19 protein-coding genes are annotated in these 24279 nt (G+C 64.2%); 16 read left to right on the forward strand and 3 right to left on the reverse strand.

Annotation, left to right across the window (positions count from 1 at the left end; all coding sequences use genetic code 11):
- Positions 1–87: 87 nt before the first annotated feature.
- The 3 genes from queF to ilvA are packed head-to-tail and all read right to left on the reverse strand — an operon-like array spanning position 88 to position 3379.
- Complete coding sequence (gene queF, locus AB3X95_RS23440) at positions 88–912, reverse strand: NADPH-dependent 7-cyano-7-deazaguanine reductase QueF (RefSeq protein WP_176125029.1); 825 nt, start codon at positions 910–912, stop codon at positions 88–90.
- On the reverse strand, positions 909–1811 hold the full coding sequence (locus AB3X95_RS23445; RefSeq protein WP_176125028.1) for a 5'-nucleotidase: 903 nt from the start codon (positions 1809–1811) through the stop codon (positions 909–911). The genes queF and AB3X95_RS23445 overlap by 4 nt, the downstream gene beginning before the upstream one ends.
- A 23-nt stretch (positions 1812–1834) precedes the next feature.
- Complete coding sequence (ilvA, locus tag AB3X95_RS23450; protein ID WP_368622703.1) at positions 1835–3379, reverse strand: threonine ammonia-lyase, biosynthetic; 1545 nt, start codon at positions 3377–3379, stop codon at positions 1835–1837.
- Positions 3380–3902: 523 nt separating this feature from the next.
- On the opposite strand from ilvA, the gene AB3X95_RS23455 reads away from it, so the two are divergent.
- From AB3X95_RS23455 to AB3X95_RS23530, 16 genes are all read left to right on the forward strand, one after another.
- Positions 3903–8009: a DUF3683 domain-containing protein gene (locus AB3X95_RS23455; protein WP_368622671.1), complete on the forward strand. Its 4107-nt coding sequence runs from the start codon at positions 3903–3905 to the stop codon at positions 8007–8009.
- A 33-nt stretch (positions 8010–8042) separates the two neighbouring features.
- On the forward strand, positions 8043–8471 hold the full coding sequence (locus tag AB3X95_RS23460) for an HIT family protein (protein WP_176109577.1): 429 nt from the start codon (positions 8043–8045) through the stop codon (positions 8469–8471).
- A 98-nt stretch (positions 8472–8569) separates the two neighbouring features.
- Complete coding sequence (locus tag AB3X95_RS23465) at positions 8570–8983, forward strand: gamma-butyrobetaine hydroxylase-like domain-containing protein (protein ID WP_013088372.1); 414 nt, start codon at positions 8570–8572, stop codon at positions 8981–8983.
- A gap of 66 nt (positions 8984–9049) precedes the next feature.
- A complete protein-coding gene (gene ubiE, locus AB3X95_RS23470; protein ID WP_176122425.1) occupies positions 9050–9781 on the forward strand; it encodes a bifunctional demethylmenaquinone methyltransferase/2-methoxy-6-polyprenyl-1,4-benzoquinol methylase UbiE in 732 nt (243 codons plus the stop codon).
- Between the two features lie 37 nt (positions 9782–9818).
- Entirely contained in the window at positions 9819–10823 is a 1005-nt protein-coding gene (locus AB3X95_RS23475) for a Tim44 domain-containing protein (protein ID WP_176122426.1), read from the forward strand.
- A gap of 174 nt (positions 10824–10997) precedes the next feature.
- Complete coding sequence (locus AB3X95_RS23480; protein ID WP_176122427.1) at positions 10998–11642, forward strand: SCP2 domain-containing protein; 645 nt, start codon at positions 10998–11000, stop codon at positions 11640–11642.
- Positions 11643–11657: 15 nt separating this feature from the next.
- Positions 11658–13235, forward strand: coding sequence for a ubiquinone biosynthesis regulatory protein kinase UbiB (gene ubiB / locus AB3X95_RS23485; RefSeq protein WP_176109573.1), 1578 nt, complete (start codon positions 11658–11660; stop codon positions 13233–13235).
- 96 nt (positions 13236–13331) lie between these two features.
- Complete coding sequence (locus tag AB3X95_RS23490) at positions 13332–13955, forward strand: methyltransferase domain-containing protein (RefSeq protein ID WP_368622672.1); 624 nt, start codon at positions 13332–13334, stop codon at positions 13953–13955.
- A gap of 170 nt (positions 13956–14125) precedes the next feature.
- Entirely contained in the window at positions 14126–14458 is a 333-nt protein-coding gene (locus AB3X95_RS23495; RefSeq protein WP_176367936.1) for an FmdB family zinc ribbon protein, read from the forward strand.
- Positions 14459–14533: 75 nt separating this feature from the next.
- Positions 14534–15190, forward strand: a complete 657-nt coding sequence (locus tag AB3X95_RS23500; protein WP_176122430.1) for a DUF502 domain-containing protein — start codon at positions 14534–14536, stop codon at positions 15188–15190.
- A 75-nt stretch (positions 15191–15265) separates the two neighbouring features.
- Complete coding sequence (gene aspS / locus AB3X95_RS23505) at positions 15266–17065, forward strand: aspartate--tRNA ligase (protein ID WP_176109570.1); 1800 nt, start codon at positions 15266–15268, stop codon at positions 17063–17065.
- A gap of 180 nt (positions 17066–17245) precedes the next feature.
- The gene (gene nudB, locus AB3X95_RS23510; protein ID WP_176109569.1) at positions 17246–17761 is read left to right on the forward strand and encodes a dihydroneopterin triphosphate diphosphatase; all 516 of its coding nucleotides are present in this window, start codon (positions 17246–17248) and stop codon (positions 17759–17761) included.
- Positions 17758–19017 carry a cardiolipin synthase ClsB gene (clsB, locus tag AB3X95_RS23515; protein WP_184226032.1) on the forward strand — a complete coding sequence of 420 codons (1260 nt, stop codon included), beginning with the start codon at positions 17758–17760 and terminating at the stop codon, positions 19015–19017. Before nudB ends, clsB begins: the two co-directional genes overlap by 4 nt.
- A 214-nt stretch (positions 19018–19231) precedes the next feature.
- Positions 19232–19831, forward strand: coding sequence for a TetR/AcrR family transcriptional regulator (locus AB3X95_RS23520; RefSeq protein WP_176122433.1), 600 nt, complete (start codon positions 19232–19234; stop codon positions 19829–19831).
- Between the two features lie 98 nt (positions 19832–19929).
- Positions 19930–21717, forward strand: a complete 1788-nt coding sequence (locus tag AB3X95_RS23525; protein WP_368622673.1) for an acyl-CoA dehydrogenase C-terminal domain-containing protein — start codon at positions 19930–19932, stop codon at positions 21715–21717.
- 123 nt (positions 21718–21840) lie between these two features.
- Entirely contained in the window at positions 21841–24276 is a 2436-nt protein-coding gene (locus AB3X95_RS23530; RefSeq protein WP_184226031.1) for a 3-hydroxyacyl-CoA dehydrogenase/enoyl-CoA hydratase family protein, read from the forward strand.
- Positions 24277–24279 lie beyond the last annotated feature (3 nt).

Raw genomic sequence — 24279 nt, forward strand, 5'->3', positions numbered from 1 at the left:
GCGCTTTGACGGCTTTCATGTGACGAGGGCGCCGCAGGCTGTGATGGCCTGCGGCGCCCTCGTTGCGTTTACCGCCGTGCTTTACCGTTACTGCCGCGCGAGCCGCATGTTGTCCGGCATCGGCAGGTTGTAGTTGGTGCGGAACGGGTTGATGTCGAGCCCGCCGCGGCGCGTGTAGCGCGCATACACCGCGAGCTTCAGCGGTTTGCACATCTTCATGATATCGACGAAGATCCGCTCGACGCATTGCTCGTGAAAGCCGGTGTGATTGCGGTACGAGATGATGTAGCGCAGCAGGCCCGCGTGATCGATCTGCGGGCCGGCGTAGTGGATCTGCACGCTGCCCCAGTCCGGCTGGCCGGTCACCGGGCAGTTCGACTTGAGCAGGTTCGAGAACAGCGTTTCCTCGACCGGCGCTTCGTTGTGCGCCGCGCACAAAAGCGACGCGTCCGGCTGATAGATGCTCGCCTCGAGTTCGAGCCGGTCGAGCGACAAGCCGTCGAATTCTTCCATTTTCAGCTTGCCGAATTCGTGCGGCGTGTGCAGTTGCACCGACACCGTCGCGCCGCACGACGCGGACACGTCGCGCTTGATCGTGTCGCGCACGCTCTCGGCCGATTCGAAGGCGGTCTGCGCGAACGAGCCGAGATACAGCTTGAACGACTTAGATTCAACGATGTTCGGCGAATCGGCCGGCACGAAGAACGTCGCGACCGCGATCTGCGGTTTGCCGCGTGTATTCAGCCACGACAGCTCGTAGGCGTTCCAGATATCGGTGCCGAAAAACGGCAGTCGCGCGGTAATGCCGATCGCCTCGCGCGCATTGCTGCGCGCAATCGGAAACAGCAGCGTCGGATCGTATTGTTCGGTGTAAGTCGAGGACTTACCGAGCGGGGATTGTTCGGGTGTCATGATGCGTTCACGATGCCACTCAGCACGTGCCCAGTCGCCGTTACGACGCGGGCCGATTCGCAGTGGCCGATCTGGTCGTCGAAGAAAAAGTCGGGCTCGAACTCGCGCAGAAATGCGCTCTTGTCGAGGCCGCCGAGGAACATCGCTTCGTCGATTTCGATGTTCCACGCCATCAGGGTGCGGATCGCGCGCTCATGCGCGGGGGCCGAGCGTGCTGTTACCAGTGCCGTGCGAATGCGCATCGGCGCGGCCTCGTCCGCCAGTTTTTGCAGCCGGTGCAGCGCTTCGAGCAGCGGCTTGAGCGGACCGTCCGCAAGCGGCAGATGCTTGTTGTCGATCTCGTGACCGACGAACGCGCGCAGGCCGTCTTTCTGGAAGATGCGTTCCGCTTCGTCGGAAAACAAGACCGCGTCGCCGTCGAACGCAATGCGGATTTCGTCCGGATACTTGCTCGCCATTTTCGCCGATTCCGGCAACACGCGTGCGGCAGGGAAGCCAGCGGCGAGCGCATCGCGCACGTCCTGCTGATTCGCCGACAGAAACAGCGACGCATTCAGCGGCTTCAGATAACCGAACGGCGCGCGGCCGCGCGTGAACACGCCGCGCTCGATCGCGAGTCCGTGTTCGCGGCACGAATGAAACGCGCGCAGGCCGCTGATCGGATCGCTGCGCGACAGGATCACCACTTCGACGCGATGACCGACGGCGTTCAGCGCAAGCAATTTGCGGATCAGCGGAAACGCGACGCCCGGTTTCGCGGGCACGTTCAGGCGCTCGCGCTGCAACGCTTCATAAGCCTTCAGGTCGCCGGCCTCGTAGACGCGGTTCTCTTCCTCGAAGTCGAACAGCGCGCGCGACGAGATTGCGACCACCAGTTTGTCGACAAGCGAAAGCGCCATCGGTGAGTTCCGGTCCGAAGAGATCAGGCGAGGAAGAGGCGGTAGACCGGGTTTTTCGTTTCTTCCCAGCACGGATAGCCGAGCGTTTCGATGAAGCACTCGAACGCCGCGTGGTCGCTTTCGGGCACCTGAATGCCGACCAGAATCGAGCTGTAGTCCGCGCCCTGGTTGCGATAGTGGAACAGGCTGATGTTCCAGTTCGGCGCCATCGACGACAGGAATTTCATCAGCGCGCCCGGACGCTCGGGAAACTCGAAGCGGAACAGTCGCTCGTCGCGCGCGAGCGGCGAGCGGCCGCCGACCATGTAGCGGATGTGCTGCTTCGACAGTTCGTCGAAGGTCAGATCGACGGTCGCAAAGCCGTGCGCTTCGAATGCGCCGGCGATCTGCGCCGGTTCGCTGCGGTTGCGGATCTGCACGCCGACGAAGATATGCGCTGAGTTCGCGTCGGCGATCCGGTAGTTGAATTCGGTGACGCTGCGCGTGCCGACCAGCTCGCAGAAGCGCTTGAAGCTGCCGCGCTCTTCGGGGATCGTCACCGCGAAAACCGCCTCGCGGGCTTCACCCACTTCGGCGCGTTCGGCGACGAAGCGCATGCGGTCGAAGTTCATGTTCGCGCCCGACGTGATCGCGATCAGCGTCTGGTTCTCGATGCCTTCCCGTTCGGCGTACTGCTTCGCGCCCGCCACCGCGAGCGAGCCCGCCGGTTCGAGCACGCTGCGCGTGTCCTGGAACACGTCCTTGATCGCCGCGCACAGCGCATCGGTGTTCACGAGCAGCACTTCGTCGAGATATTCGCTGCACAGGCGGAAGGTTTCCTCGCCGACGAGCTTCACCGCGGTGCCGTCCGAGAACAGGCCCACTTCGTTCAGCGTCACGCGCTCGCCCGCCTTCAGCGACGCGGCCATCGCGCACGAATCATCGGTCTGCACGCCGATCACCTTGATCTCCGGGCGCACCGATTTCACGTATGCGGCGACACCGGCCGCGAGACCGCCGCCGCCGATCGGCACGAAGATCGCGTGAATCGGCCCCTGGTGCTGGCTGAGGATTTCCATCGCCACCGTGCCCTGGCCGGCGATCACATACGGATCATCGAACGGATGCACGAAGGTCAGGCCGCGTTCTTCCTGCAGCTTGACCGCGTGACCGTAGGCATCGCTATACGATTCGCCGAACTGCACGACCTCGACGGTCGGCCCGCCGTGCGTGCGGATCGCGTCGACCTTGACCTGCGGGGTCGTCACCGGCACGACGATGATCGCCTTCACGCCCATGCGTGCGGCCGACAACGCGACGCCCTGCGCATGATTGCCGGCCGACGCGGTGATCACGCCGCGGCTGAGCGCTTCGGCCGGAATATGCGCCATCTTGTTGTACGCGCCGCGCAGCTTGAACGAGAACACCGGCTGGTTGTCCTCGCGCTTCAGATAGACCGGATTGCGCAGCCGCGCCGACAGGTTCGGCGCGCGTTCGAGTTCGGTCTCGCGCGCTACGTCGTAGACGCGCGCGGTCAGGGTCTTTTTCAGGTAGTCGTGGGAAGCCATGCGGGTCGCGCGGTGCGCTATGTGAGACGGGAAAACGTCAATGATAGCGCCAACGGTGCCTGCTCTGGCCGTTCCGCGCGCGGCGGAGAAGGGTGGCACGCCGCTGGCCGGGCCGTTTCGGCACCGTTGAGCGAAGTTTGCCAAACCGTCCGGCCGGTCAATGGGGTCGCATGCGAAACGCCGCGGGATTCGGCGCCAAATCCCCCGAAGCGCCGTCACCGCCCAGGTTCCTGCCGTCAACGCGTGGCGGGATGATGCGGTAGAATTCCATTTTGGAATAAGGATCGGAAGATGCACTGGCAGCCTCGGATCGCCCATTTGAGGCCCGTTCCGCGCGAATCCTGCCCCGCGGCGGAGCGGCATGTCCGCCACGCGCGATCGTGTAGCTGTCCCTGAGTGCCGCGAAGCGACCGCCGTGAGTTGGCCGCCGGTCGCGTTCGCTCCCCTGGAAGCCCTAGAAGATTTCAAGCATTGCGCCCCACGCGCATTGTCGGCCGACGCCTCGTGACGAGCGCGCCAGGCCGACCTACCGAGTCGTCCAAACATGAACGCACCTCAAGTTTTCGATCCGCACGGCGCCGCCGCTGCGGTGGCCGCCGATCCCGAAGCGCGTCTGCGCGAAATTCCCTACAACTACACGTCGTTCTCCGACCGCGAAATCGTCATCCGCCTGCTCGGCAACGACGCCTGGGACGCGCTCGCCGAACTTCGCGCCGAACGCCGCACCGGCCGCTCGGCGCGCATGCTGTATGAAGTGCTCGGCGATATCTGGGTCGTGCGCCGCAATCCGTATCTGCAGGATGACCTGCTCGACAATCCGAAGCGCCGCGCGCTGCTGATCGAGGCGCTCAATCACCGCCTGGCCGAAATCGAGAAGCGCCGCCGCGCCGATCTGAGCGAACACGGCGACGAAGCCGGCGTCGAGCGCGCCGCGCGCGTCGAAAAGCTGGTGCAGGCCGCGCGCCGCGCTATCGACCAATTCGCCGGCGAATTCCAGCAGACCTACGACCTGCGCCGCCGCACCACCCGCGTGCTCGGCAAGGTCACGCAGAAGGACAACATCAAGTTCGACGGCCTGTCACGCGTCTCGCACGTGACCGACGCGACCGACTGGCGCGTCGAATACCCATTCGTCGTGCTGACGCCGGACTCGGAAGCCGAAATCGCCGGCATGATCAAGGCCTGCTTCGAACTCGGCCTGACCGTGATTCCGCGCGGCGGCGGCACCGGCTACACGGGCGGCGCGGTGCCGCTCACGCCGTTCTCGGCCGTCATCAACACCGAAAAGCTCGAACAGCTCGGCCCGGTCGAAATGACCCAGCTGCCGGGCGTCGATCGCAAGGTCGCGACGATCTTCTCGGGTGCGGGCGTCGTCACGCGCCGCGTGACCGAAGCGGCCGAGCAGGCCGGCTTCGTGTTCGCGGTCGACCCGACCTCGCTCGACGCGTCCTGCGTCGGCGGCAACGTCGCGATGAACGCGGGCGGCAAGAAGGCGGTGCTATGGGGCACGGCGCTCGATAACCTCGCGTGGTGGCGCATGGTCGACCCGGAAGGGAACTGGCTCGAAGTCACGCGTCTCGAGCACAACATGGGCAAGATCCACGACATCGAAGTCGCGCGTTTCGAGCTCAAGTGGTTCGACGGCAACTACGCGCCGGGCGAGAAGCTATTGCGCTCCGAGGCGCTCGATATCAAGGGCCGCGTGTTCCGCAAGGAAGGCCTCGGCAAGGACGTCACCGATAAATTCCTCGCCGGACTGCCGGGCGTGCAGAAGGAAGGCTGCGACGGCCTCATCACGTCCGCGCGCTGGGTGCTGCACAAGATGCCCGCGCATACGCGCACCGTCTGTCTCGAGTTCTTCGGCCAGGCGCGCGAGGCGATTCCGAGCATCGTCGAAATCAAGGACTACCTGTTCGAGACGTCGCGCCAGGGCGGCGCGATTCTCGCGGGCCTCGAGCATCTCGACGAGCGCTATCTGCGCGCGGTCGGCTATGCCACCAAGAGCAAGCGCAACGCGTTTCCGAAGATGGTGCTGATCGGCGATATCGTCGGCAACGATGCGGACGCGGTCGCGCAGGCTACCTCGGAAGTCGTGCGCATGGCCAACGGCAAGAGCGGCGAAGGTTTCGTCGCGGTCAGCGCCGAGGCCCGCAAGCGCTTCTGGCTCGACCGCAGCCGCACCGCCGCGATCGCGAAGCACACCAACGCGTTCAAGATCAACGAAGACGTCGTGATTCCGCTCGACCGGATGGGCGAGTACACGGACGGCATCGAGCGCATCAACATCGAGCTGTCGCTGAAGAACAAGCTGCAACTGGTCGACGCGCTCGAAGCGTTCTTCAAGGGCGGCAAGCTGCCGCTCGGCAAGAGCGACGACGCGAACGAAATCCCGAGCGCCGAGCTGCTCGAAGACCGCGTGCAGCAGGCGCTCGATCTGCTCGCGCGGGTGCGCACGCGCTGGGAGTTCGTGCGCGACAAGCTCGATCTGTCGCTGCGCGAGGCGCAGCACTATCTGGTCGGCCTCGGCTATGAATCGCTCGCGGAGAAGTTTGCCGATCGCGTCGACGCGCAACCGGAAGCAACCGTATTCCACCTCGCCCAAGACCGCACGATCCGCGTGTCGTGGAAGCAGGAAATCCGTGCCGAATTGCGGCAGATTTTCAATGGCGGCGAGTTCAAGCCGATCCTCGACGAAGCCCAGGCGATCCACAAGCAGGTGCTGCGCGGCCGCGTGTTCGTCGCGCTGCACATGCACGCGGGCGACGGCAACGTGCACACCAACATCCCGGTCAACTCCGACAACTACGAGATGCTGCAGGACGCGCATACGGCGGTCGCGCGCATCATGAAGCTCGCGCGTTCGCTCGACGGCGTGATCTCCGGCGAGCACGGCATCGGCATCACGAAGCTCGAATTCCTGACCGACGACGAGATCGGCGAATTCCGCAAGTACAAGCAGCGCGTCGATCCGCATGGCCGCTTCAACGCGGGCAAGCTGCTCGAAGGCGCGGACCTGCGCAACGCGTACACGCCGAGCTTCGGGCTGATGGGCTACGAATCGCTGATCATGCAGCAGTCCGATATCGGCGCGATTTCCGAGTCGATCAAGGACTGTCTGCGCTGCGGCAAGTGCAAGCCGGTCTGCGCGACGCACGTGCCGCGCGCGAACCTGCTGTACAGCCCGCGCAACAAGATTCTCGCCACCTCCCTGCTGGTCGAGGCATTCCTGTACGAAGAGCAGACGCGCCGCGGCGTGTCGATCAAGCACTGGGACGAGTTCAACGACGTCGCCGATCACTGCACCGTCTGCCACAAGTGCGTGACGCCGTGCCCGGTCAAGATCGACTTCGGTGACGTGTCGATGAACATGCGCAACCTGTTGCGCAAGATGGGCAAGAAGAAGTTCAACCCGGGCAACGCGGCGGGCATGTTCTTCCTGAACGCAACGAATCCGCAGACCATCAACCTCGCGCGCACCGCGATGATGGGCGTCGGCTACAAGGCGCAACGTCTCGGCAACGAGGTGCTGAAGAAGTTCACGAAGAAGCAGACCGCGCATCCACCCGCCACGGTCGGCAAGCCGGTGATCACGCAGCAGGTGATCCACTTCATGAACAAGAAGATGCCTGGCAACCTGCCGAAGAAGACCGCGCGTGCTTTGCTCGATATCGAGGACAACAAGATCGTCCCGATCATCCGCAATCCGAAGACGACCACCGCCGACACCGAAGCGGTGTTCTACTTTCCGGGCTGCGGCTCCGAGCGGCTGTTCTCGCAGGTGGGGCTCGCGACCCAGGCAATGCTGTGGGAGGCGGGCGTGCAGACCGTGCTGCCGCCGGGCTACCTGTGCTGCGGCTATCCGCAGCGCGGCTCGGGCCAGTACGACAAGGCCGAGCAGATCGTCACCGACAACCGCGTGCTGTTCCACCGGGTCGCCAATACGCTGAACTACCTCGACATCAAGACGGTGGTGGTGTCGTGTGGCACGTGCTACGACCAGCTCGCCGGTTACGAATTCGAAAAGATCTTCCCGGGTTGCCGGATCATCGACATCCACGAGTACCTGCTGGAAAAAGGCATCAAGCTCGATGGCGTGAACGGCGTGCGCTACATGTACCACGACCCGTGCCATTCGCCGATCAAGACGATGGACCCGGTCAAGCTCGTCAACCAGCTGATGGGTTCGGAGCAGGACGGCTACAAGATCGAGAAGAACGACCGCTGCTGCGGCGAATCGGGCACGCTCGCGGTCACGCGTCCCGACATCTCGACCCAGGTGCGCTTCCGCAAGGAAGAAGAAATTCGCAAGGGTGCGGCGAAGCTGCGCGGCATTCCGCTCGTTGCCGAAGCAGGCGCGAACGCGATCAATCCGGCCAATGCATCGGCCGGATCCGCCGGTGCGCCCAACGGTTCCGTGCTGAAGGCCGGCGACGGTCCGCAGCCGGGTAACGGCAACGCGGGTTCGACCGACGTCAAGATCCTCACGAGCTGCCCGTCGTGCCTGCAAGGGCTGTCGCGCTACAACGAAGACGCGGGTACCGAGGCCGATTACATCGTGGTCGAGATGGCACGTCACGTGCTCGGCGAAAACTGGATGGCGGACTACGTACAACGGGCGAACAATGGCGGAATCGAGCGCGTGCTGGTTTAATGGCACGACCGACGATATTTGCCGAGGACGACGATGGACTGCGTTTTTTGCCGTGAAGACGGCGGCGATGTGCTATGGCAGGACGACGCGTTGCGAGTCGTCCTCGCCGACGAACACGACTACCCGGGCTTTTGCCGGGTCATCTGGAACGCTCACGTAGCCGAGTTTTCGGATCTTTCCGCCGACGACCGCGATCACGTGATGAAGGCCGTCTACGCGGTCGAGCGTGCGCAGCGGCGCGTGATGCAGCCCGCGAAGGTCAATCTCGCGAGCCTCGGCAACCAGGTGCCGCACGTGCACTGGCACGTGATTCCGCGTTTCTCGAACGACGCGCATTTCCCCCTGCCGATCTGGGCGCCGCGCCAGCGCACGGTGTCCGAAGCGATGCTGTCGTCGCGTCGCGCGCACGCCACGTTGCTGCGCGAAGCCGTGCGGCAGGAAATCGAACAGGCGCTGGGCTGAGCATCGCTGAATCCGCCGCCGCGCACCGCCGGGCTCCGGTCGGTGCGCGGGGCGGCCGACCCGTCGTTATCACCCCGCCGTTATCTGATGAGGCCAACATGAGCGGATTGACTCCCGAGACGCCGGTGCCGACCGGCGTGGTCGTGCATTCCAAGTCGCGCGTGCTCGAACTGCAGTACGCGAACGGCGAAGCGTACCGGCTGCCGTTCGAACTGCTGCGCGTGTATTCGCCGTCGGCGGAAGTGCAGGGCCACGGGCCCGGCCAGGAAACGCTGCAGACGGGCAAGCGCGACGTGACGATCACGATGATCGAAGGCGTCGGCAATTATGCGCTGCAGCCGACTTTCTCCGATGGCCACTCCACCGGTATCTATTCGTGGGACCTGCTGTACGACATGGCAGTGCGTCAGGATGAACTCTGGCGCGCGTATCTCGCCAAACTGGCAGCGGCCGGCATCGATCGCGACACGCCGATGGTGCCCGCCGCTGCTGCGCACGGGCACTGTCACTGATACGATTCGCCCCCGAACGCCGCTCGAGCGGCGCAACATTCAAGAACACGCGAAAGGACGAGCGCGATGAGCAAAACCCACTTCGGCTTTCAATCGGTCGACGAACAGGACAAGGCGCAGAAAGTGGCGGGGGTGTTCCACTCGGTGGCCGCCAACTACGACCTGATGAACGACCTGATGTCGGGCGGATTGCACCGGGCGTGGAAGGTGTTCACCATCGCCCAGGCGAACGTGCGGCCGGGCTACAAGGTGCTCGACATCGCGGGCGGCACTGGCGACCTGTCGAAGGCGTTCGCCAAACAGGCGGGCGAGACGGGCGAGGTCTGGCATACCGACATCAATGAATCGATGCTGCGCGTCGGCCGCGACCGGCTGCTCGATAAGGGCATCATTACGCCGACGCTGCTTTGCGATGCCGAGAAAATCCCGTTTCCGGATAACTATTTCGACGTCGTGACGGTCGCGTTCGGCTTGCGCAACATGACGCATAAAGACATCGCGCTCGCCGAGATGCGTCGTGTGTTGAAACCGGCCGGGCGGCTGCTCGTGCTCGAGTTCTCGAAGGTATGGGACCCGCTGAAGAAGGTCTACGATCTGTATTCGTTCAAGGTGTTGCCGTGGCTCGGCGAGCGCTTCGCCAAGGACGCGGAAAGCTACCAGTACCTGGCGGAATCGATCCGCATGCATCCTGACCAGGAAACCTTGAAAACTATGATGGAACAAGCTGGTCTCGACGGCGTCAAATATTACAATTTGTCAGCTGGCGTGGTAGCGTTGCATGTGGGGACCAAATACTAGGGTCCCTAACCCATCGATTTTTAAAGGAAAGTGCGAAATGTCCGATTCGAATCTGTTATCTGCTCGTAAGGTTAAGGGGTCGCTGGCGAGAAGAATCGGACTGATCGCGATGGTCGGTCTGCTGACGGCCGGCACCCTTGCCTCTCTCGACGCCGAAGCACGCCGCATGGGCGGAGGCCGCAGCTTCGGCCGTCAATCGAACAGTCTGCAGCAGCAGCGTCAGACGCCGCCGCCGTCCCAGCCTGCGCAGAACAATCAGGCCACGCAGCAGAGCGCGCAACCGGCGGCTCCTGCAACCAAGCCCACGCCGCCCGCCGCGCCGAACCGCAATCGCTGGCTCGGGCCGATCGCCGGTCTTGCGGCCGGTCTTGGCATCGCCGCGTTGCTGTCGCATTTCGGGCTCGGCGAGGCGTTCGCCGGCATGTTCGCCAACGTGATCGTGATTGCGCTGATCGCAATGGTCGTGATCTGGCTCATCCGCCGCTTTACCGGCCGCAAGCGCGATGCGGCGCAACCGGCTTACGCGGGCACGGCGCCGTCGCTGAACACCAAAGGCACCGACTATATTCAGGAGCCGCGTTACACCGCGCCGCCGACCGGCTCGTATCTCGAACCGCAGGGCAACCCGTTGACGACGCCATCGCTCGGCGCGACGCCGTCGGTGCCGGCCGGCTTCGATTCGGAAGCGTTTCTGCGTAACGCGAAGGTGTACTTCGTGCGCCTGCAGGCCGCGTGGGACGTCGGCAATGTCGATGACATCCGCGAATTCACGACGCCGGAAATGTTCGCCGAAGTGCGCGTCGATCTCACCGCGCGCGGCACGCAGCCGAACCAGACCGACGTCGTGCAGTTGAACGCCGAGCTGCTCGGCGTCGAGGAGCGCGCGACCGAATACTTCGCGAGCGTGCGCTTCTCCGGTTTGATCCGCGAGGCGCCGGGCGCGGCAGCCGAGCCGTTCGTCGAAGTCTGGAATCTGACGAAGGCGAACCGCCCTGGCGAAGGATGGCTGCTTGCCGGCATCCAGCAGGTCGAGCAACACTGACATGCCGAAGCATCGAGTCGCGTTTGCCTCGAAAAAAGCCGGCCACGGCACGGCGATTCCTCGCCTCGCGCATCGCTTAGGCCGTTCGGCATAGAAGGCCGCGAAGCGAACGGACGTTACAATGGGAGCCCGCGCAAGCACCTCGCTCGCGCGGGTTTTTTCTTGCCACCTTCGATGACCCTCGCCGCCAAGCCCTTCGCTGCTGCTGTCAATCATCTGCTCGCCCGCGAATCGTGGGCCCGCGAGCGCCTCGCCCCGTACGCGGGCAAGACCGCACGCCTGTCATGTCCGCCGGTTGTGCTTGCACTGCTCGTGCAGCCCGACGGCTATCTCGGCACGCTCGACGAAGCCGATGCGCATCAGTTCGACGTGACCATCTCGGTGCCGTCCGACGCACTGCCGGCCTTCCTGCAAGGTGGCCAGGCCGCGGTGATGAAGCACGTGAAGATCGAGGGCGACGCCGAGTTCGCGACCGTGATCGCGAAGCTCGCCGAGCATCTGCGCTGGGAGCCGGAGGAAGATCTCGCGAAGCTGATCGGTGATGGTCCCGCGTGGCGCATCACGTCGCTCGTGCGTTCGGTCGGCGAGCATGTGCAACGCACCGGCCGCAACCTGCTCGACACGGCAGCCGAGTATCTGCTCGACGAGAATCCGCAGCTGGTGCGCCGTACCGCGCTCGCGGACTTCAACGTCGAGCTGGCGCGCGCGCGTGATTCGCTCGCACGCGTCGAAAAGCGCATCGAGCGTCTCGAACAGAAGGTCGAAGCCCGCGGCGCGCAAGCGTCGGGCGGCGCCGCCACGTCGCGCGGCACGCGCTAGTCAACGGGCACAGCCATGCGTTTTCTGCGTTTTCTCAAGATATTTTTCACGGTAATCCGCTTCGGCCTCGACGAAATGATGTTGAGCCGCATCAACGATCGGCGCGTGCGTCTGCTGCTGCGTATCACGACGCTCGGCCGCAAGTTCGATGCGCCTCCGGGCGTTCGTCTGCGGCTCGCCCTCGAAAGTCTCGGGCCGATCTTCGTCAAGTTCGGCCAGGTGCTGTCGACCCGTCGCGATCTGCTGCCGGTCGACATCGCCAACGAACTCGCGAAGCTGCAGGACCAGGTGCCGCCGTTCGATTCGGCGGTCGCGATCGCACTCGTCGAGAAGTCGCTCGGCGCGCCGGTCGACGTGTTGTTCGACGATTTCGAGCGGGTCCCGGTCGCGAGCGCGTCGATCGCGCAGGTCCACTTCGCGACGGTGAAGGCCGGCCAGCACGCAGGCAAGGCGGTCGCGGTGAAGGTGCTGCGTCCCAACATGCTGCCGGTGATCGATTCCGACCTCGCGCTGTTGCGCGACATCGCCGTGTGGGCCGAGCGTCTGTGGGCCGACGGCAAACGCCTGAAGCCGCGCGAGGTGGTCGCCGAATTCGACAAGTATCTGCACGACGAACTCGACCTGATGCGCGAGGCTGCCAACGGTAGCCAGTTGCGGCGCAACTTCCAGGGGCTCGACCTGCTGCTCGTGCCCGAGATGTACTGGGAATTCTGCACGCCCACGGTGCTCGTGATGGAGCGCATGGTCGGTGTGCCGATCAGCCAGGTCGACACATTGCGCGCGGCGGGCGTCGATATCCCGAAGCTCGCGCGCGAGGGCGTCGAGATTTTCTTCACGCAGGTGTTCCGCGACGGCTTTTTCCACGCCGACATGCACCCCGGCAACATCCAGGTGAGCCTCGATCCCGCGCACTTCGGCCGCTATATCGCGCTCGACTTCGGCATCATCGGCGCGCTGTCGGACTTCGATAAAAACTACCTCGCGCAAAACTTCCTCGCGTTCTTCAAGCGCGACTACCATCGAGTCGCGACGCTGCATCTGGAGTCGGGCTGGGTGCCGCCGACCACGCGTGTCGAGGAGCTCGAAAGCGCGATCCGCGCGGTCTGCGAACCGTACTTCGATCGCGCGCTGAAGGACATTTCGCTCGGCCAGGTGCTGATGCGCCTGTTCTCGACGTCGCGGCGCTTTAATGTCGAGATTCAGCCGCAGCTCGTATTGCTGCAAAAGACGATGCTGAACGTGGAAGGACTCGGCCGTTCGCTCGACCCCGAACTGGATCTCTGGAAGACCGCGAAGCCTTACCTCGAGCGCTGGATGAACGAGCAGATCGGCTTGCGCGGCTGGTACGAGCGTTTGAAGATCGAGGCGCCGCAGTGGAGCAAGACGCTGCCGCAGTTGCCGCGTCTCGTCCACAACATGCTGGCCGAGCGCCATCATCCAGTGGGCGGCGCGAACGACGATGTGATCCGCCAGATCCTGCTCGAGCAGAAGCGCACCAACCGTCTGCTGCAGGGCCTGCTGCTGTTCGGCGTGGCGGTCGGCGTCGGCGCGATGCTGGCGCGGGCGTTCCTGGCGCTCGCATACGGCGGTTGAGTGCGGCTGCCGGCCCATTGGCCGCGCGGTGTTTCAGCGGCGGTGTAAGCCGCGGCTCCCGGTGACGGCCGCGCGCAAACCTGAACGAGGCATCCGATGAGCGATCCGACCCAACCCCCCATGCCCGATTTCGCGAACCGCGATCCCAACTCACCCGAGTTCTGGGACGAACGTTTCGAGCGCCGTTACACGCCGTGGGACCAGGCGGGCGTGCCGTCCGCGTTTCGCGCGTTCGCCGAACGGCACCGCGACACCGCCGTGCTGATTCCAGGCTGCGGCAGTGCCCACGAAGCGGCATGGCTCGCGCGTCGGGGCAACCCGGTGCGCGCGATCGACTTCTCCGCCGCCGCCGTCGCGGCGGCGCGCGAGCAACTCGGCGCGCAGCACGCATCGCTGGTCGAGCAGGCGGACTTTTTCAGCTATGCGCCGCCGTTCACGCCGGCATGGATCTACGAGCGCGCGTTCTTCTGCGCGCTCCCGCCGACGCGCCGCGCCGACTACGCGCAACGAATGGCCGAACTGCTGCCGGCCGGCGGGTTGCTCGCGGGGTACTTTTTTCTCGGCGCGACGCCGAAGGGGCCGCCGTTCAGCATCGAACGCGAGGAGCTCGACGCGCTGTTCACGCCACACTTCGAGCTGATCGAAGACGAAGCGGTCGACGACTCGATCGCCGTATTCGCCGGACACGAGCGCTGGCTCACCTGGCGGCGTCGCGGCTAGCGTCACGCGCCGCTCTTGAGAGTTCCGCGGGACGCCCCCATCTTGCGCGGTGGCGGGCGCGTCACGCGTCCGCTTCCCGAAATCCGGGGAACGGACATCGTTTGCGGCTATAATTCAAGGCTTTGCAAGCGTTTACAAGATTCAGTAGGGATTTGGAGTAGGAAAGGATCATGCCGATCTACGCTTATCGTTGCGGGTCATGCGGCTTTGGGAAGGACGTGCTCCAGAAGATGAGCGACCCCCAGTTGACGCAGTGCCCCGAGTGCGGAAAAGACACCTTTAGCAAGCAACTCACCGCCGCCGGCTTCCAGTTGAAAGGCTCCGGCTGGTACGTGACCGATTTCCGCGGTGGCAGCGGCGGCACGAGCGCACCGGCCGCGCCGGAAGCGAAGTCCGAGCCGTCCGCGGCCGCTGCCCCGGCTGAACAGGCTGCCCCGGCCGCGCCCGCGGCCCCCGCCGCAGCGCCCGCCGCCGCGAGCGCGAGCGGTTCCGGCAGCGCCTAGTGGGACCGCCGCCCCGCGCGGGCGGCGTATCTACCGCGCATGGGCTTCGGCCTGCGCAGCTTTCTGGCGGTACACATGACGACGAAGAAATTCACGCTCAAATCGGTGTTTCTGACCGGCCTGCTGGTGCTGGTGCCTCTGGCTATCACACTGTGGGTGCTCGGTCTGATCATCGGCACGATGGACCAGACGCTGTTGCTGCTGCCCACCTCGTGGCAGCCGGAACGCGCGATCGGCTATCGCTTGCCGGGCCTCGGCGCGGTGCTCACGCTCGCGTTCATCTTCGTCGTCGGGCTGTTGACGCAGAACTTCATTGGGCAGAAGCTCGTGCAGTGGTGGGAGCTGCTGGTTGCGCACATTCCGGTGGTCGGCCCGCTCTACACCAGCGTCAAGCAGGTGTCCGACACGCTGCTGTCGAGCAGCGGCAATGCATTCCGCAAGGCGCTGCTGATCGAGTACCCGCGCCGCGGTTCCTATACGATCGCGTTTCTGACCGGCATCCCGGGCGGCGACGTGGCCAACCATCTGAAGGAAGATTACGTCAGCGTGTACGTGCCGACCACGCCGAACCCGACGTCCGGCTTCTTCCTGATGGTGCCGAAAAGCGAAGTGATCGAGCTCGACATGACGGTCGACGCTGCGCTCAAGTACATCGTCTCGATGGGCGTCGTGGCGCCGTCCGCGCCACCGCCGGCGCCGGTGCGCCGCACCACCGTCGAGCCTCCGCTGTAATGCCGGCGCGCAACGCTTCATGCAGGATCGTCTGCGGCGCGCCGTTCAACCAATGCAAAACGAAAGACAAACATCATGTCGATGAGATCTGAATACTGCGGTCTGGTGACCGAAGAACTGCTGGGCCAATCCGTCTCGCTGTGCGGCTGGGTAAGCCGCCGCCGCGACCATGGCGGCGTCATCTTCATCGACCTGCGCGATCGCGAAGGGCTCGTTCAGGTCGTCTGCGATCCGGATCGCGCGGACATGTTCAAGATTGCCGAAGGCGTGCGCAACGAGTTCTGCGTGCAGGTCAAGGGCGTCGTGCGCGGTCGTCCGGAAGGCACGACCAACGCGTCGCTGAAGAGCGGCAAGATCGAAGTGCTGTGCCACGAGCTGATCGTGCTGAACGCGTCGGTCACGCCGCCGTTCCAGCTCGACGACGACAACCTGTCGGAAACCACGCGTCTCACGCATCGCGTGCTCGACCTGCGCCGTCCGCAGATGCAGCACAACCTGCGTCTGCGCTATCGCGTCGCGATCGAAGTGCGCAAGTACCTCGACGAGCAAGGCTTCATCGACATCGAAACGCCGATGCTGACGAAGAGCACGCCGGAAGGCGCGCGCGACTACCTCGTGCCATCGCGTACGAACCCGGGCCAGTTCTTCGCGCTGCCGCAGTCGCCGCAGCTGTTCAAGCAGTTGCTGATGGTCGCGAACTTCGACCGTTACTACCAGATCACCAAGTGCTTCCGCGACGAAGACCTGCGCGCCGACCGTCAGCCGGAATTCACGCAGATCGACTGCGAAACCTCGTTCCTGTCGGAGCAGGAAATTCGCGATCTGTTCGAGGCGATGATCCGCCACGTGTTCAAGACGACGATCGGCGTTGCGCTCGACGAGAAATTCCCGGTGATGGAATACGCGGAAGCGATGCGCCGCTTCGGTTCGGACAAGCCGGACCTGCGCGTGAAGCTCGAGTTCACCGAGCTGACCGACGCGATGCGCGACGTCGACTTCAAGGTGTTCAGCACGCCGGCCAACACGAAGGACGGCCGCGTCGCGGCGCTGCGCGTGCCGAAGGGCGGCGAGCTGTCGCGTGGCGACATCGACAGCTACACGGAATTCGTGCGCATCTACGGCGCGAAGGGCCTCGCGTGGATCAAGGTCAACGAAGCGGCGAAGGGCCGTGACGGTCTGCAAAGCCCGATCGTCAAGAACCTGCACGACGAAGCGCTGAAGGCGATCATCGAGCGCACCGGCGCGCAAGACGGCGACATCATTTTCTTCGCGGCGGATCGCGCGAAGGTCGTCAACGACAGCCTCGGCGCGCTGCGTCTGAAGATCGGTCATTCGGAGTTCGGCAAGGCCAACGGTCTGGTCGAGTCCGGCTGGAAGCCGCTGTGGGTCGTCGACTTCCCGATGTTCGAATACGACGAGGAAGACAACCGCTACGTCGCCGCGCATCATCCGTTCACGAGCCCGAAGGACGAGCACCTCGAGTACCTCGAAACGGACCCGGCGCGCTGCCTCGCGAAGGCCTACGACATGGTGCTGAACGGCTGGGAAATCGGCGGCGGCTCGGTGCGTATCTATCGTGAGGAAGTGCAGAGCAAGGTGTTCCGCGCGCTGAAGATCAACGCGGAAGAAGCGCAGGCCAAGTTCGGCTTCCTGCTCGACGCGCTGCAATACGGCGCGCCGCCGCACGGCGGTATCGCGTTCGGCCTGGACCGCATCGTCACGATGATGGCCGGCGCCGACTCGATCCGCGACGTGATCGCGTTCCCGAAGACGCAACGCGCGCAGGATCTGCTCACGCAGGCGCCGAGCGAAGTCGACGAGCGTCAGCTGCGCGAGCTGCACATCCGTCTGCGTTCGCCGGAACCGAAGGCGTAAAACCGTGGCCGCTTCTCGCGGCCGCAAAAAAGCCACACGAGCGAAACGAAAAGGCGCTGAGGTGTTCTCCACCTCAGCGCCTTTTTCATTTTTTGCGTTACAGTGAAGCCACCGCTTTCCCGACCCTTTCGACCGTCATCCGACATGTACCGCGCGTCGCGTCGCGCCCAGTTTTGAGCCATGCCGAAACCGCCGAAAATTCCGCAGTCCGTCCTCGTCATCATTCATACGCCCGCGCTCGACGTGCTGCTGCTCGAACGCGCCGACCATGCCGCGTTCTGGCAGTCGGTAACGGGTTCGAAAGACCGGCTCGACGAACCGCTCGCCGACACGGCGGTGCGTGAAGTCGGCGAGGAAACCGGCATCATGATCGGCGGCGCGCTGGTGCCGCGCAGCGCGTTGTTCGACTGGCAGTACTCGATCGACTACGAGATCTACCCGGAATTTCGTTACCGCTACGAAGCGGGCGTGCTCTACAACACCGAGCACTGGTTCAGCCTGCAGGTACCGGAGCGTATCGACGTGTCGCTCGCGCCGCGTGAACACACCGCCTATATGTGGCTGCCGTATGAAGAGGCCGCATCGCGCTGCTTTTCGTCGTCGAATGCCGATGCGATCCTGCAGTTGCCGCGCCGCCTCGCCGCGCGCCCGATCGACCCCCAATCCGGCCAGCTGGCCGGGGAGCGTGGCCAGTGAGCGCAGGCGGTTCGGGCCGTCTCGCGCGTCTGCGGCATACGTTGCTCGGCCGTCGTTACTTTCAGCGCTACCGCTTCACCGGCAACAACCAGGTCGAGCTCCTGCGCTCCGGCGACGACTTCTTCGATGCGCTGATCGAGCGCATCGATGCTGCAGAGCACAGCGTCGCGCTCGAAACCTACATCTTCTGCGACGACGAAGCCGGCCACGCGGTCAGCGAGGCGTTGCTGCGCGCGGCCGCGCGCGGCGTCAGGGTGCGCGTCATCACCGACGGCATCGGCACCGCGCGCCTGAAAATGTTCGAGCAATGGCCGGCGGGCGGCATCGAGCATCGCATCTACAACCCGCATCTGTTCGGCCGCTTCGGCTTTTCGCGCACGCACCGCAAACTGGCGGTGATCGACGATCGGATCGCGTATTGCGGCGGCATCAATATCGTCGATGACTACGAGAACAACGGCGAGAAGCTGCCCTACCACCGCTGGGACTTCGCGGTCGAACTGCGCGGGCCGGTGGTCGCTGACGTGCGCGACGCGATCGAGGTGCAGTGGCGGCGGATTCGCCTCGGCCATCGGCCGCTCGATTCGATCAGGCCAGACGTGTCGTCGCAGGACGCCAACTCGCTCGGCAGTCTGCGCCGGCGCCGGCGGCGCCGCAACGAGGAGCTGTGGGCCGGCGGCGAGCCGTGCGTCGCGTTCGTCGCGCGCGATAACCTGATCAACCGCCGTGCGATCGAAAAGGCCTATCTGGCCGCGATCGGCCAGGCACGCCATGAAATTCTGCTGGCGAATCCGTACTTCATGCCGGGGCGCAAGCTGCGCCGCGCGCTGGTGTTCGCGGCGCGGCGAGGCGTGGTCGTGAAGCTGATCATCGGGCGCAAGGAGTTCAAGGCGCTCGATTACGCGGTGCCGTTCCTGTACCACGCGCTGCTGCGCGCGGGCGTGCAGATCGCGGAATACGAGAAGACGCTGCTGCACGGCAAGGTCGCGGTGGTCGATTCGAACTGGGGCACGGTCGGTTCGTCGAATCTCGATGCGCTCAGCCTGATGCTCAACAACGAAGCGAACGTCGTGCTCGTCAACGATCCGTCGATCGCGAAACTTCGCGAGGCGATTCTCGATGCGTTCACGGACGCGCGCCGGATCGATGAAGCGCACTACGAATCGCGACCGGCGCGCTTGCGCGCGCTGAGCTGGCTCGCGTACACGAGCTACCGGGTCGCGATGAAACTGCTGACGGTGGGCGGCTACGATTGACGCCAATAGAGCACGCGCGCACTCGTCGGCAACCGTCAATGCAAGGCAAACGCCTCTAAAAAATCTGATTGATCTGATGGTCGAAAGCCGCAAAATTAGAGGCCCGGTTAGAAACCGGTTTCTAATAAAGTCCTTGTTTCTAGGACGGCAAGCACTCAATAATAGTACGGCCGTTCGATTTTTGATTCGGTCACATTAGAACGGTAGAACAGCTATGCGAAAAGGCGAACAAACCCGAGCCGCGATTCTCGACGCAGCACTCGATCTGGCAGGCCGAGACGGACTGGAAGGTCTGACGATTGGCCTGCTCGCCGAGCGCATGCAGATGAGCAAGAGCGGCGTGTTCGCGCATTTCGGGTCGCGCGAGGATCTGCAGGTCGAGGTCGTGCGCGAATATCACCGCCGTTTCGAAGACGAGGTGTTTTTCCCGAGCCTGCGCGAGCCGCGTGGTCTGCCGCGCTTGCGCGCGATGATTTCCCGCTGGTTCGAGAAGCGCATTCAGGAAGTCACGACCGGATGCATCTACATCAGCGGCGCCGTCGAATACGACGATCGCGCGGACAGCCAGGTGCGCGAGCAACTGGTGTCGAGCGTGACGACGTGGCGTGCGGCGCTCACGCGCGCGATTTCGCAAGCGATGGACGAAGGGCATCTGCGCGCCGATACCGACCCGCAGCTGATGCTGTTCGAACTGTATAGCGTCACGCTCGGCCTGCATCACGACGCGCGCTTCCTGCATTTGCCGGATGCGGTGCGCCTCACGTGGGCCGCGCTGGAAAAACTGATTAATTCGTATCAGAGCGAAAGCCGTTAGCGGCGTCGCCGGAACTTACCGGAAACGCGCGGCGCACAAGGTCCCTACACGGACCCGGCCAACGGTCTGGCTTTTTGTCAATTCAGGGAGAGGAAGTCATGGGACAGTACGCCGCGCCGCTGCGCGACATGCAATTCGTGTTGCACGAACTGCTCAACGTCGAAGCCGAACTTCGGCACATGCCGAAGCACGCCGATCTCGATGCCGACACGATCAACGCGGTGCTCGAGGAAGCCGGCAAGTTCTGCTCCGAAGTGCTGTTCCCGCTCAACCACAGCGGCGATCAGGAAGGCTGCACGTATGCCGGCGACGGCGTCGTGAACACGCCGAAGGGCTTCAAGGAAGCCTATCAGCAATACGTCGAAGCCGGCTGGCCGGCGCTTGGCTGCGACCCGGAATATGGCGGTCAGGGATTGCCCGCGTTCGTCAACAACGCGCTCTATGAAATGCTGAACTCGGCGAATCAGGCGTGGACGATGTATCCGGGCCTGTCGCACGGCGCGTACGAATGCCTGCACGCACATGGCACGCCGGAACTGCAGCAGCGCTATCTGCCGAAGCTCGTCGCGGGCGTCTGGACCGGCACGATGTGTCTGACCGAGCCGCATTGCGGCACCGACCTCGGCATTCTGCGCACCAAGGCCGAGCCGAATGGCGACGGCTCGTACTCGATCAGCGGCACGAAGATCTTCATCTCGAGCGGTGAACACGATCTGGCGGAGAACATCGTTCACCTCGTGCTCGCGCGTCTGCCGGATGCGCCGAAGGGCACCAAGGGCATATCGCTCTTCATCGTGCCGAAGTTCGTGCCGAACGAAGCGGGCGAGCCCGGCGAGCGCAATGGCGTCAAGTGCGGCTCGATCGAGCACAAGATGGGCATTCACGGCAACGCGACCTGCGTGATCAATCTCGACAACGCGAAGGGCTGGATGGTCGGCGAGCCGAACAAAGGCCTGAATGCGATGTTCGTGATGATGAATGCCGCGCGTCTCGGCGTCGGCATGCAGAGCCTCGGCCTGACCGAAGTTGCGTATCAGAACTCGCTCGCCTACGCGAAAGAGCGTTTGCAAATGCGTTCGCTGACCGGTCCGAAGGCGCCGGAGAAGGCCGCCGATCCGATCATCGTGCATCCGGACGTGCGCCGCATGCTGCTCACGCAAAAGGCCTACGCCGAAGCCGGCCGCGCGTTCTCGTACTGGTCGGCGCTGCAGATCGACAAGGAGCTGTCGCACGCCGACGAAGCCGAGCGCAAGGATGCCGCCGACCTCGTCGCGCTGCTCACACCGATCCTGAAGGCGTTCCTGTCGGACAACGCGTTCGAAGGCACCAACCACGCGATGCAGATCTACGGCGGCCACGGCTTCATCGCCGAATGGGGCATGGAGCAGTACGTGCGCGACGCGCGCATCAACATGATCTATGAAGGCACCAACGGCATCCAGTCGCTCGATCTGCTCGGCCGCAAGGTACTCGGCGACATGGGCGCGAAGCTTAAGAAGTTCGGCAAGCTCGTCGCCGAGTTCGTCGAAGCCGAAGGCATCAAGCCGGAAATGCAGGAGTTCGTGAACCCGCTCGCCGACATCGGTGAAAAGGTGCAGAAGCTGACGATGGAAATCGGCATGAAGGCGATGCAGAACCCGGACGAAGTCGGCGCCGCGGCCGTGCCGTATCTGCGCACGGTCGGCCATCTGGTGTTCTCGTACTTCTGGGCGCGCATGGCACGTATCGCGCTGGACAAAGAGGCATCGGGCGATCCGTTCTACAAGGCGAAGCTCGCGACCGCGCGGTTCTACTTCGCGAAGCTCCTGCCCGAAACGGCGATGACGATCCGCCAGGCGCGAGCCGGTTCGAAGCCGATGATGGACGTCGAAGAAGCGTTGTTCTAACGCTCACAGATAGAGCGAGGCGCCCGCGCGCAGCGAACCCGCGCTGCCTCGCTCCAGACCACACACCTCGCGCGAAGCATGGCTGACGCTTCGCGCCACCGCACAACTCTCCGGAGAAACGACGTGAGCAATCTGATCATTCGCAAGGTAGCCGTGCTCGGCGCCGGCGTGATGGGCGCGCAGATCGCCGCGCACCTGATCAACGCCAAGGTGCCCGTGCTGCTGTTCGATCTGCCCGCTAAGGAAGGCGCGAAAAACGGCATCGCGCTGAAGGCGATCGAGAATCTGAAGAAGCTGTCGCCGGCGCCGTTCGGCGTGAAGGACGACGCGCAATACATCCAGCCCGCGAACTACGACGACGACATCGAAAAGCTCGCCGAGTGCGACCTCGTGATCGAAGCGATCGCCGAACGCATGGACTGGAAGCACGACCTGTACAAGAAGGTCGCGCCGCACATCGGTCCGAACGCGATCTTCGCGACCAATACGTCGGGGCTGTCGATCACCGCATTGTCCGAAGGTTTCTCGGACGAACTGAAGGCGCGCTTCTGCGGGGTGCACTTCTTCAATCCGCCGCGCTACATGCATCTGGTCGAACTGATCCCGACCGCGACGACGCGTCCGGAAATTCTCGATCAGCTCGAAACCTTCCTGACCAGCGTGGTCGGCAAAGGCGTCGTGCGCGCGAAGGACACGCCGAACTTCATCGCGAATCGCGTCGGCGTTTTCTCGATCCTCGCGGTTGTCGCCGAAGCCGAGAAGTTCGGCCTGCGTTTCGACGAGGTGGACGACCTGACCGGCGCGCGCCTCGGCCGCGCGAAGTCCGCGACGTTCCGCACAGCCGACGTGGTCGGTCTCGACACGATGGCGCATGTGATCAAGACGATGCAGGACACACTGCCGGACGATCCGTTCTTGCCGGTCTACGAAACGCCGGCCGTGCTCGCTGAACTGGTGAAGAAGGGCGCGCTCGGCCAGAAAAGCGGTGCCGGCTTCTACCGCAAGGAAGGCAAGGCGATCAAGGTGCTCGATCCGAAGACCGGCAACTACGTCGACGGCGGCGGCAAGGCGGACGAAATCGTCGGCCGCATCCTGAAGCGTCCGGCTGCCGAACGCCTGAAGCTGTTGCGCGAAACGCAGCATCCGCAGGCGCAGTTCCTGTGGTCGATCTTCCGCGATGTTTATCACTACATCGCCGTGCATCTGGAGTCGATCGCCGACAACGCACGCGACGTCGACCTCGCGATCCGCTGGGGCTTCGGCTGGAACGAAGGCCCGTTCGAAGGCTGGCAGACGGCCGGCTGGAAGCAGGTCGCCCAGTGGGTACAAGAAGACATCGCGGCGGGCAAGGCGCTCGCCGACGTGCCGCTGCCGTCGTGGGTGCTCGAAGGCGCGGTCGCCGACAAGGGTGGCGTGCACACGGCCGAAGGTTCCTGGTCGCCGGCTACGCAGAGCTTCGTGCCGCGCTCGTCGCTCGACGTGTACAAGAAGCAGGTGTTCCGCGCGCCGCTCGTCGGCGAAACCGGCGCCGATCCGAAGACCTACGGCAAGACGCTGTTCGAGACCGATGCGGTGCGCGCATGGGTCGACGATCGCGCGGGCGAGGACGACGTGCTGATCGTGTCGTTCAAGAGCAAGATGAACACGATCGGACCGGCGGTGATCGAGGGTCTGACGCAGGCGATCGAACTGGCCGAGAAAGACTACAAGGGCCTCGTCGTGTGGCAGCCCACGTCGCTGAAGCTCGGCACGCCGGGCGGTCCGTTCTCGGCGGGCGCGAACCTCGAAGAAGCGATGCCCGCGTTCATGATGGGCGGCGCGAAGGGCATCGAGCCGTTCGTGAAGAGTTTCCAGCAGGGCATGCTGCGCGTGAAGTACGCGAACGTGCCGGTGGTTGCGGCGATCTCGGGCATCGCGCTCGGCGGCGGCTGCGAGCTCGCGCTGCATAGCGCGAAGCGCGTCGCGCACATCGAGAGCTATCTGGGTCTCGTCGAAGTCGGCGTAGGTCTGGTGCCGGCGGGCGGCGGTCTGAAGGAAGCGGCGCTGCGCGCGGCCGAAGCGGCAAGCCAGGTCGGCGCGACCAACGATCTGCTGAAGTTCCTGCAGAAGTCGTTCGAGAACGCGGCGATGGCCAAGGTGTCGTCCTCCGCGCTCGATGCTCGCGCGATGGGCTACCTGAAGCCGTCCGACACGATCGTCTTCAACGTGTTCGAACTGCTCGACGTCGCGAAGAAGGAAGCGCGCGCGCTTGCTGCTGCGGGCTACCGTGCGCCGCTGCGCGCGACGCAGGTGCCGGTCGCGGGCCGCTCGGCGATCTCGACGATCAAGGCGTCGCTCGTCAACATGCGCGACGGCCGCTTCATCAGCGATCACGATTTCCTGATCGCGAGCCGCATCGCGGAAGCGGTGTGCGGCGGCGACGTCGAAGCGGGCAGCCTCGTCGACGAAGAATGGCTGCTGCAACTCGAGCGTCGTGCGTTCGTTGAACTGCTCGGCACGCAGAAGACGCAGGAACGGATCATGGGCATGCTGCAGACCGGCAAGCCGGTGCGCAACTAAGCG

The organism is Paraburkholderia sp. BR13444 (assembly GCF_040948755.1).
Taxonomy (GTDB): domain Bacteria; phylum Pseudomonadota; class Gammaproteobacteria; order Burkholderiales; family Burkholderiaceae; genus Paraburkholderia; species Paraburkholderia youngii.

Bases quoted from the DNA above. Each gene is read 5' to 3' on its own strand.
- queF (WP_176125029.1), bottom strand. From the start codon at position 912: ATGACACCCGAACAATCCCCGCTCGGTAAGTCCTCGACTTACACCGAA.
- AB3X95_RS23445 (WP_176125028.1), bottom strand. From the start codon at position 1,811: ATGGCGCTTTCGCTTGTCGACAAACTGGTGGTCGCAATCTCGTCGCGC.
- AB3X95_RS23455 (WP_368622671.1), top strand. From the start codon at position 3,903: ATGAACGCACCTCAAGTTTTCGATCCGCACGGCGCCGCCGCTGCGGTG.
- AB3X95_RS23460 (WP_176109577.1), top strand. From the start codon at position 8,043: ATGGACTGCGTTTTTTGCCGTGAAGACGGCGGCGATGTGCTATGGCAG.
- AB3X95_RS23465 (WP_013088372.1), top strand. From the start codon at position 8,570: ATGAGCGGATTGACTCCCGAGACGCCGGTGCCGACCGGCGTGGTCGTG.
- ubiE (WP_176122425.1), top strand. From the start codon at position 9,050: ATGAGCAAAACCCACTTCGGCTTTCAATCGGTCGACGAACAGGACAAG.
- AB3X95_RS23475 (WP_176122426.1), top strand. From the start codon at position 9,819: ATGTCCGATTCGAATCTGTTATCTGCTCGTAAGGTTAAGGGGTCGCTG.
- AB3X95_RS23480 (WP_176122427.1), top strand. From the start codon at position 10,998: ATGACCCTCGCCGCCAAGCCCTTCGCTGCTGCTGTCAATCATCTGCTC.
- ubiB (WP_176109573.1), top strand. From the start codon at position 11,658: ATGCGTTTTCTGCGTTTTCTCAAGATATTTTTCACGGTAATCCGCTTC.
- AB3X95_RS23490 (WP_368622672.1), top strand. From the start codon at position 13,332: ATGAGCGATCCGACCCAACCCCCCATGCCCGATTTCGCGAACCGCGAT.
- AB3X95_RS23495 (WP_176367936.1), top strand. From the start codon at position 14,126: ATGCCGATCTACGCTTATCGTTGCGGGTCATGCGGCTTTGGGAAGGAC.
- AB3X95_RS23500 (WP_176122430.1), top strand. From the start codon at position 14,534: ATGACGACGAAGAAATTCACGCTCAAATCGGTGTTTCTGACCGGCCTG.
- aspS (WP_176109570.1), top strand. From the start codon at position 15,266: ATGTCGATGAGATCTGAATACTGCGGTCTGGTGACCGAAGAACTGCTG.
- nudB (WP_176109569.1), top strand. From the start codon at position 17,246: ATGCCGAAACCGCCGAAAATTCCGCAGTCCGTCCTCGTCATCATTCAT.
- AB3X95_RS23520 (WP_176122433.1), top strand. From the start codon at position 19,232: ATGCGAAAAGGCGAACAAACCCGAGCCGCGATTCTCGACGCAGCACTC.
- AB3X95_RS23525 (WP_368622673.1), top strand. From the start codon at position 19,930: ATGGGACAGTACGCCGCGCCGCTGCGCGACATGCAATTCGTGTTGCAC.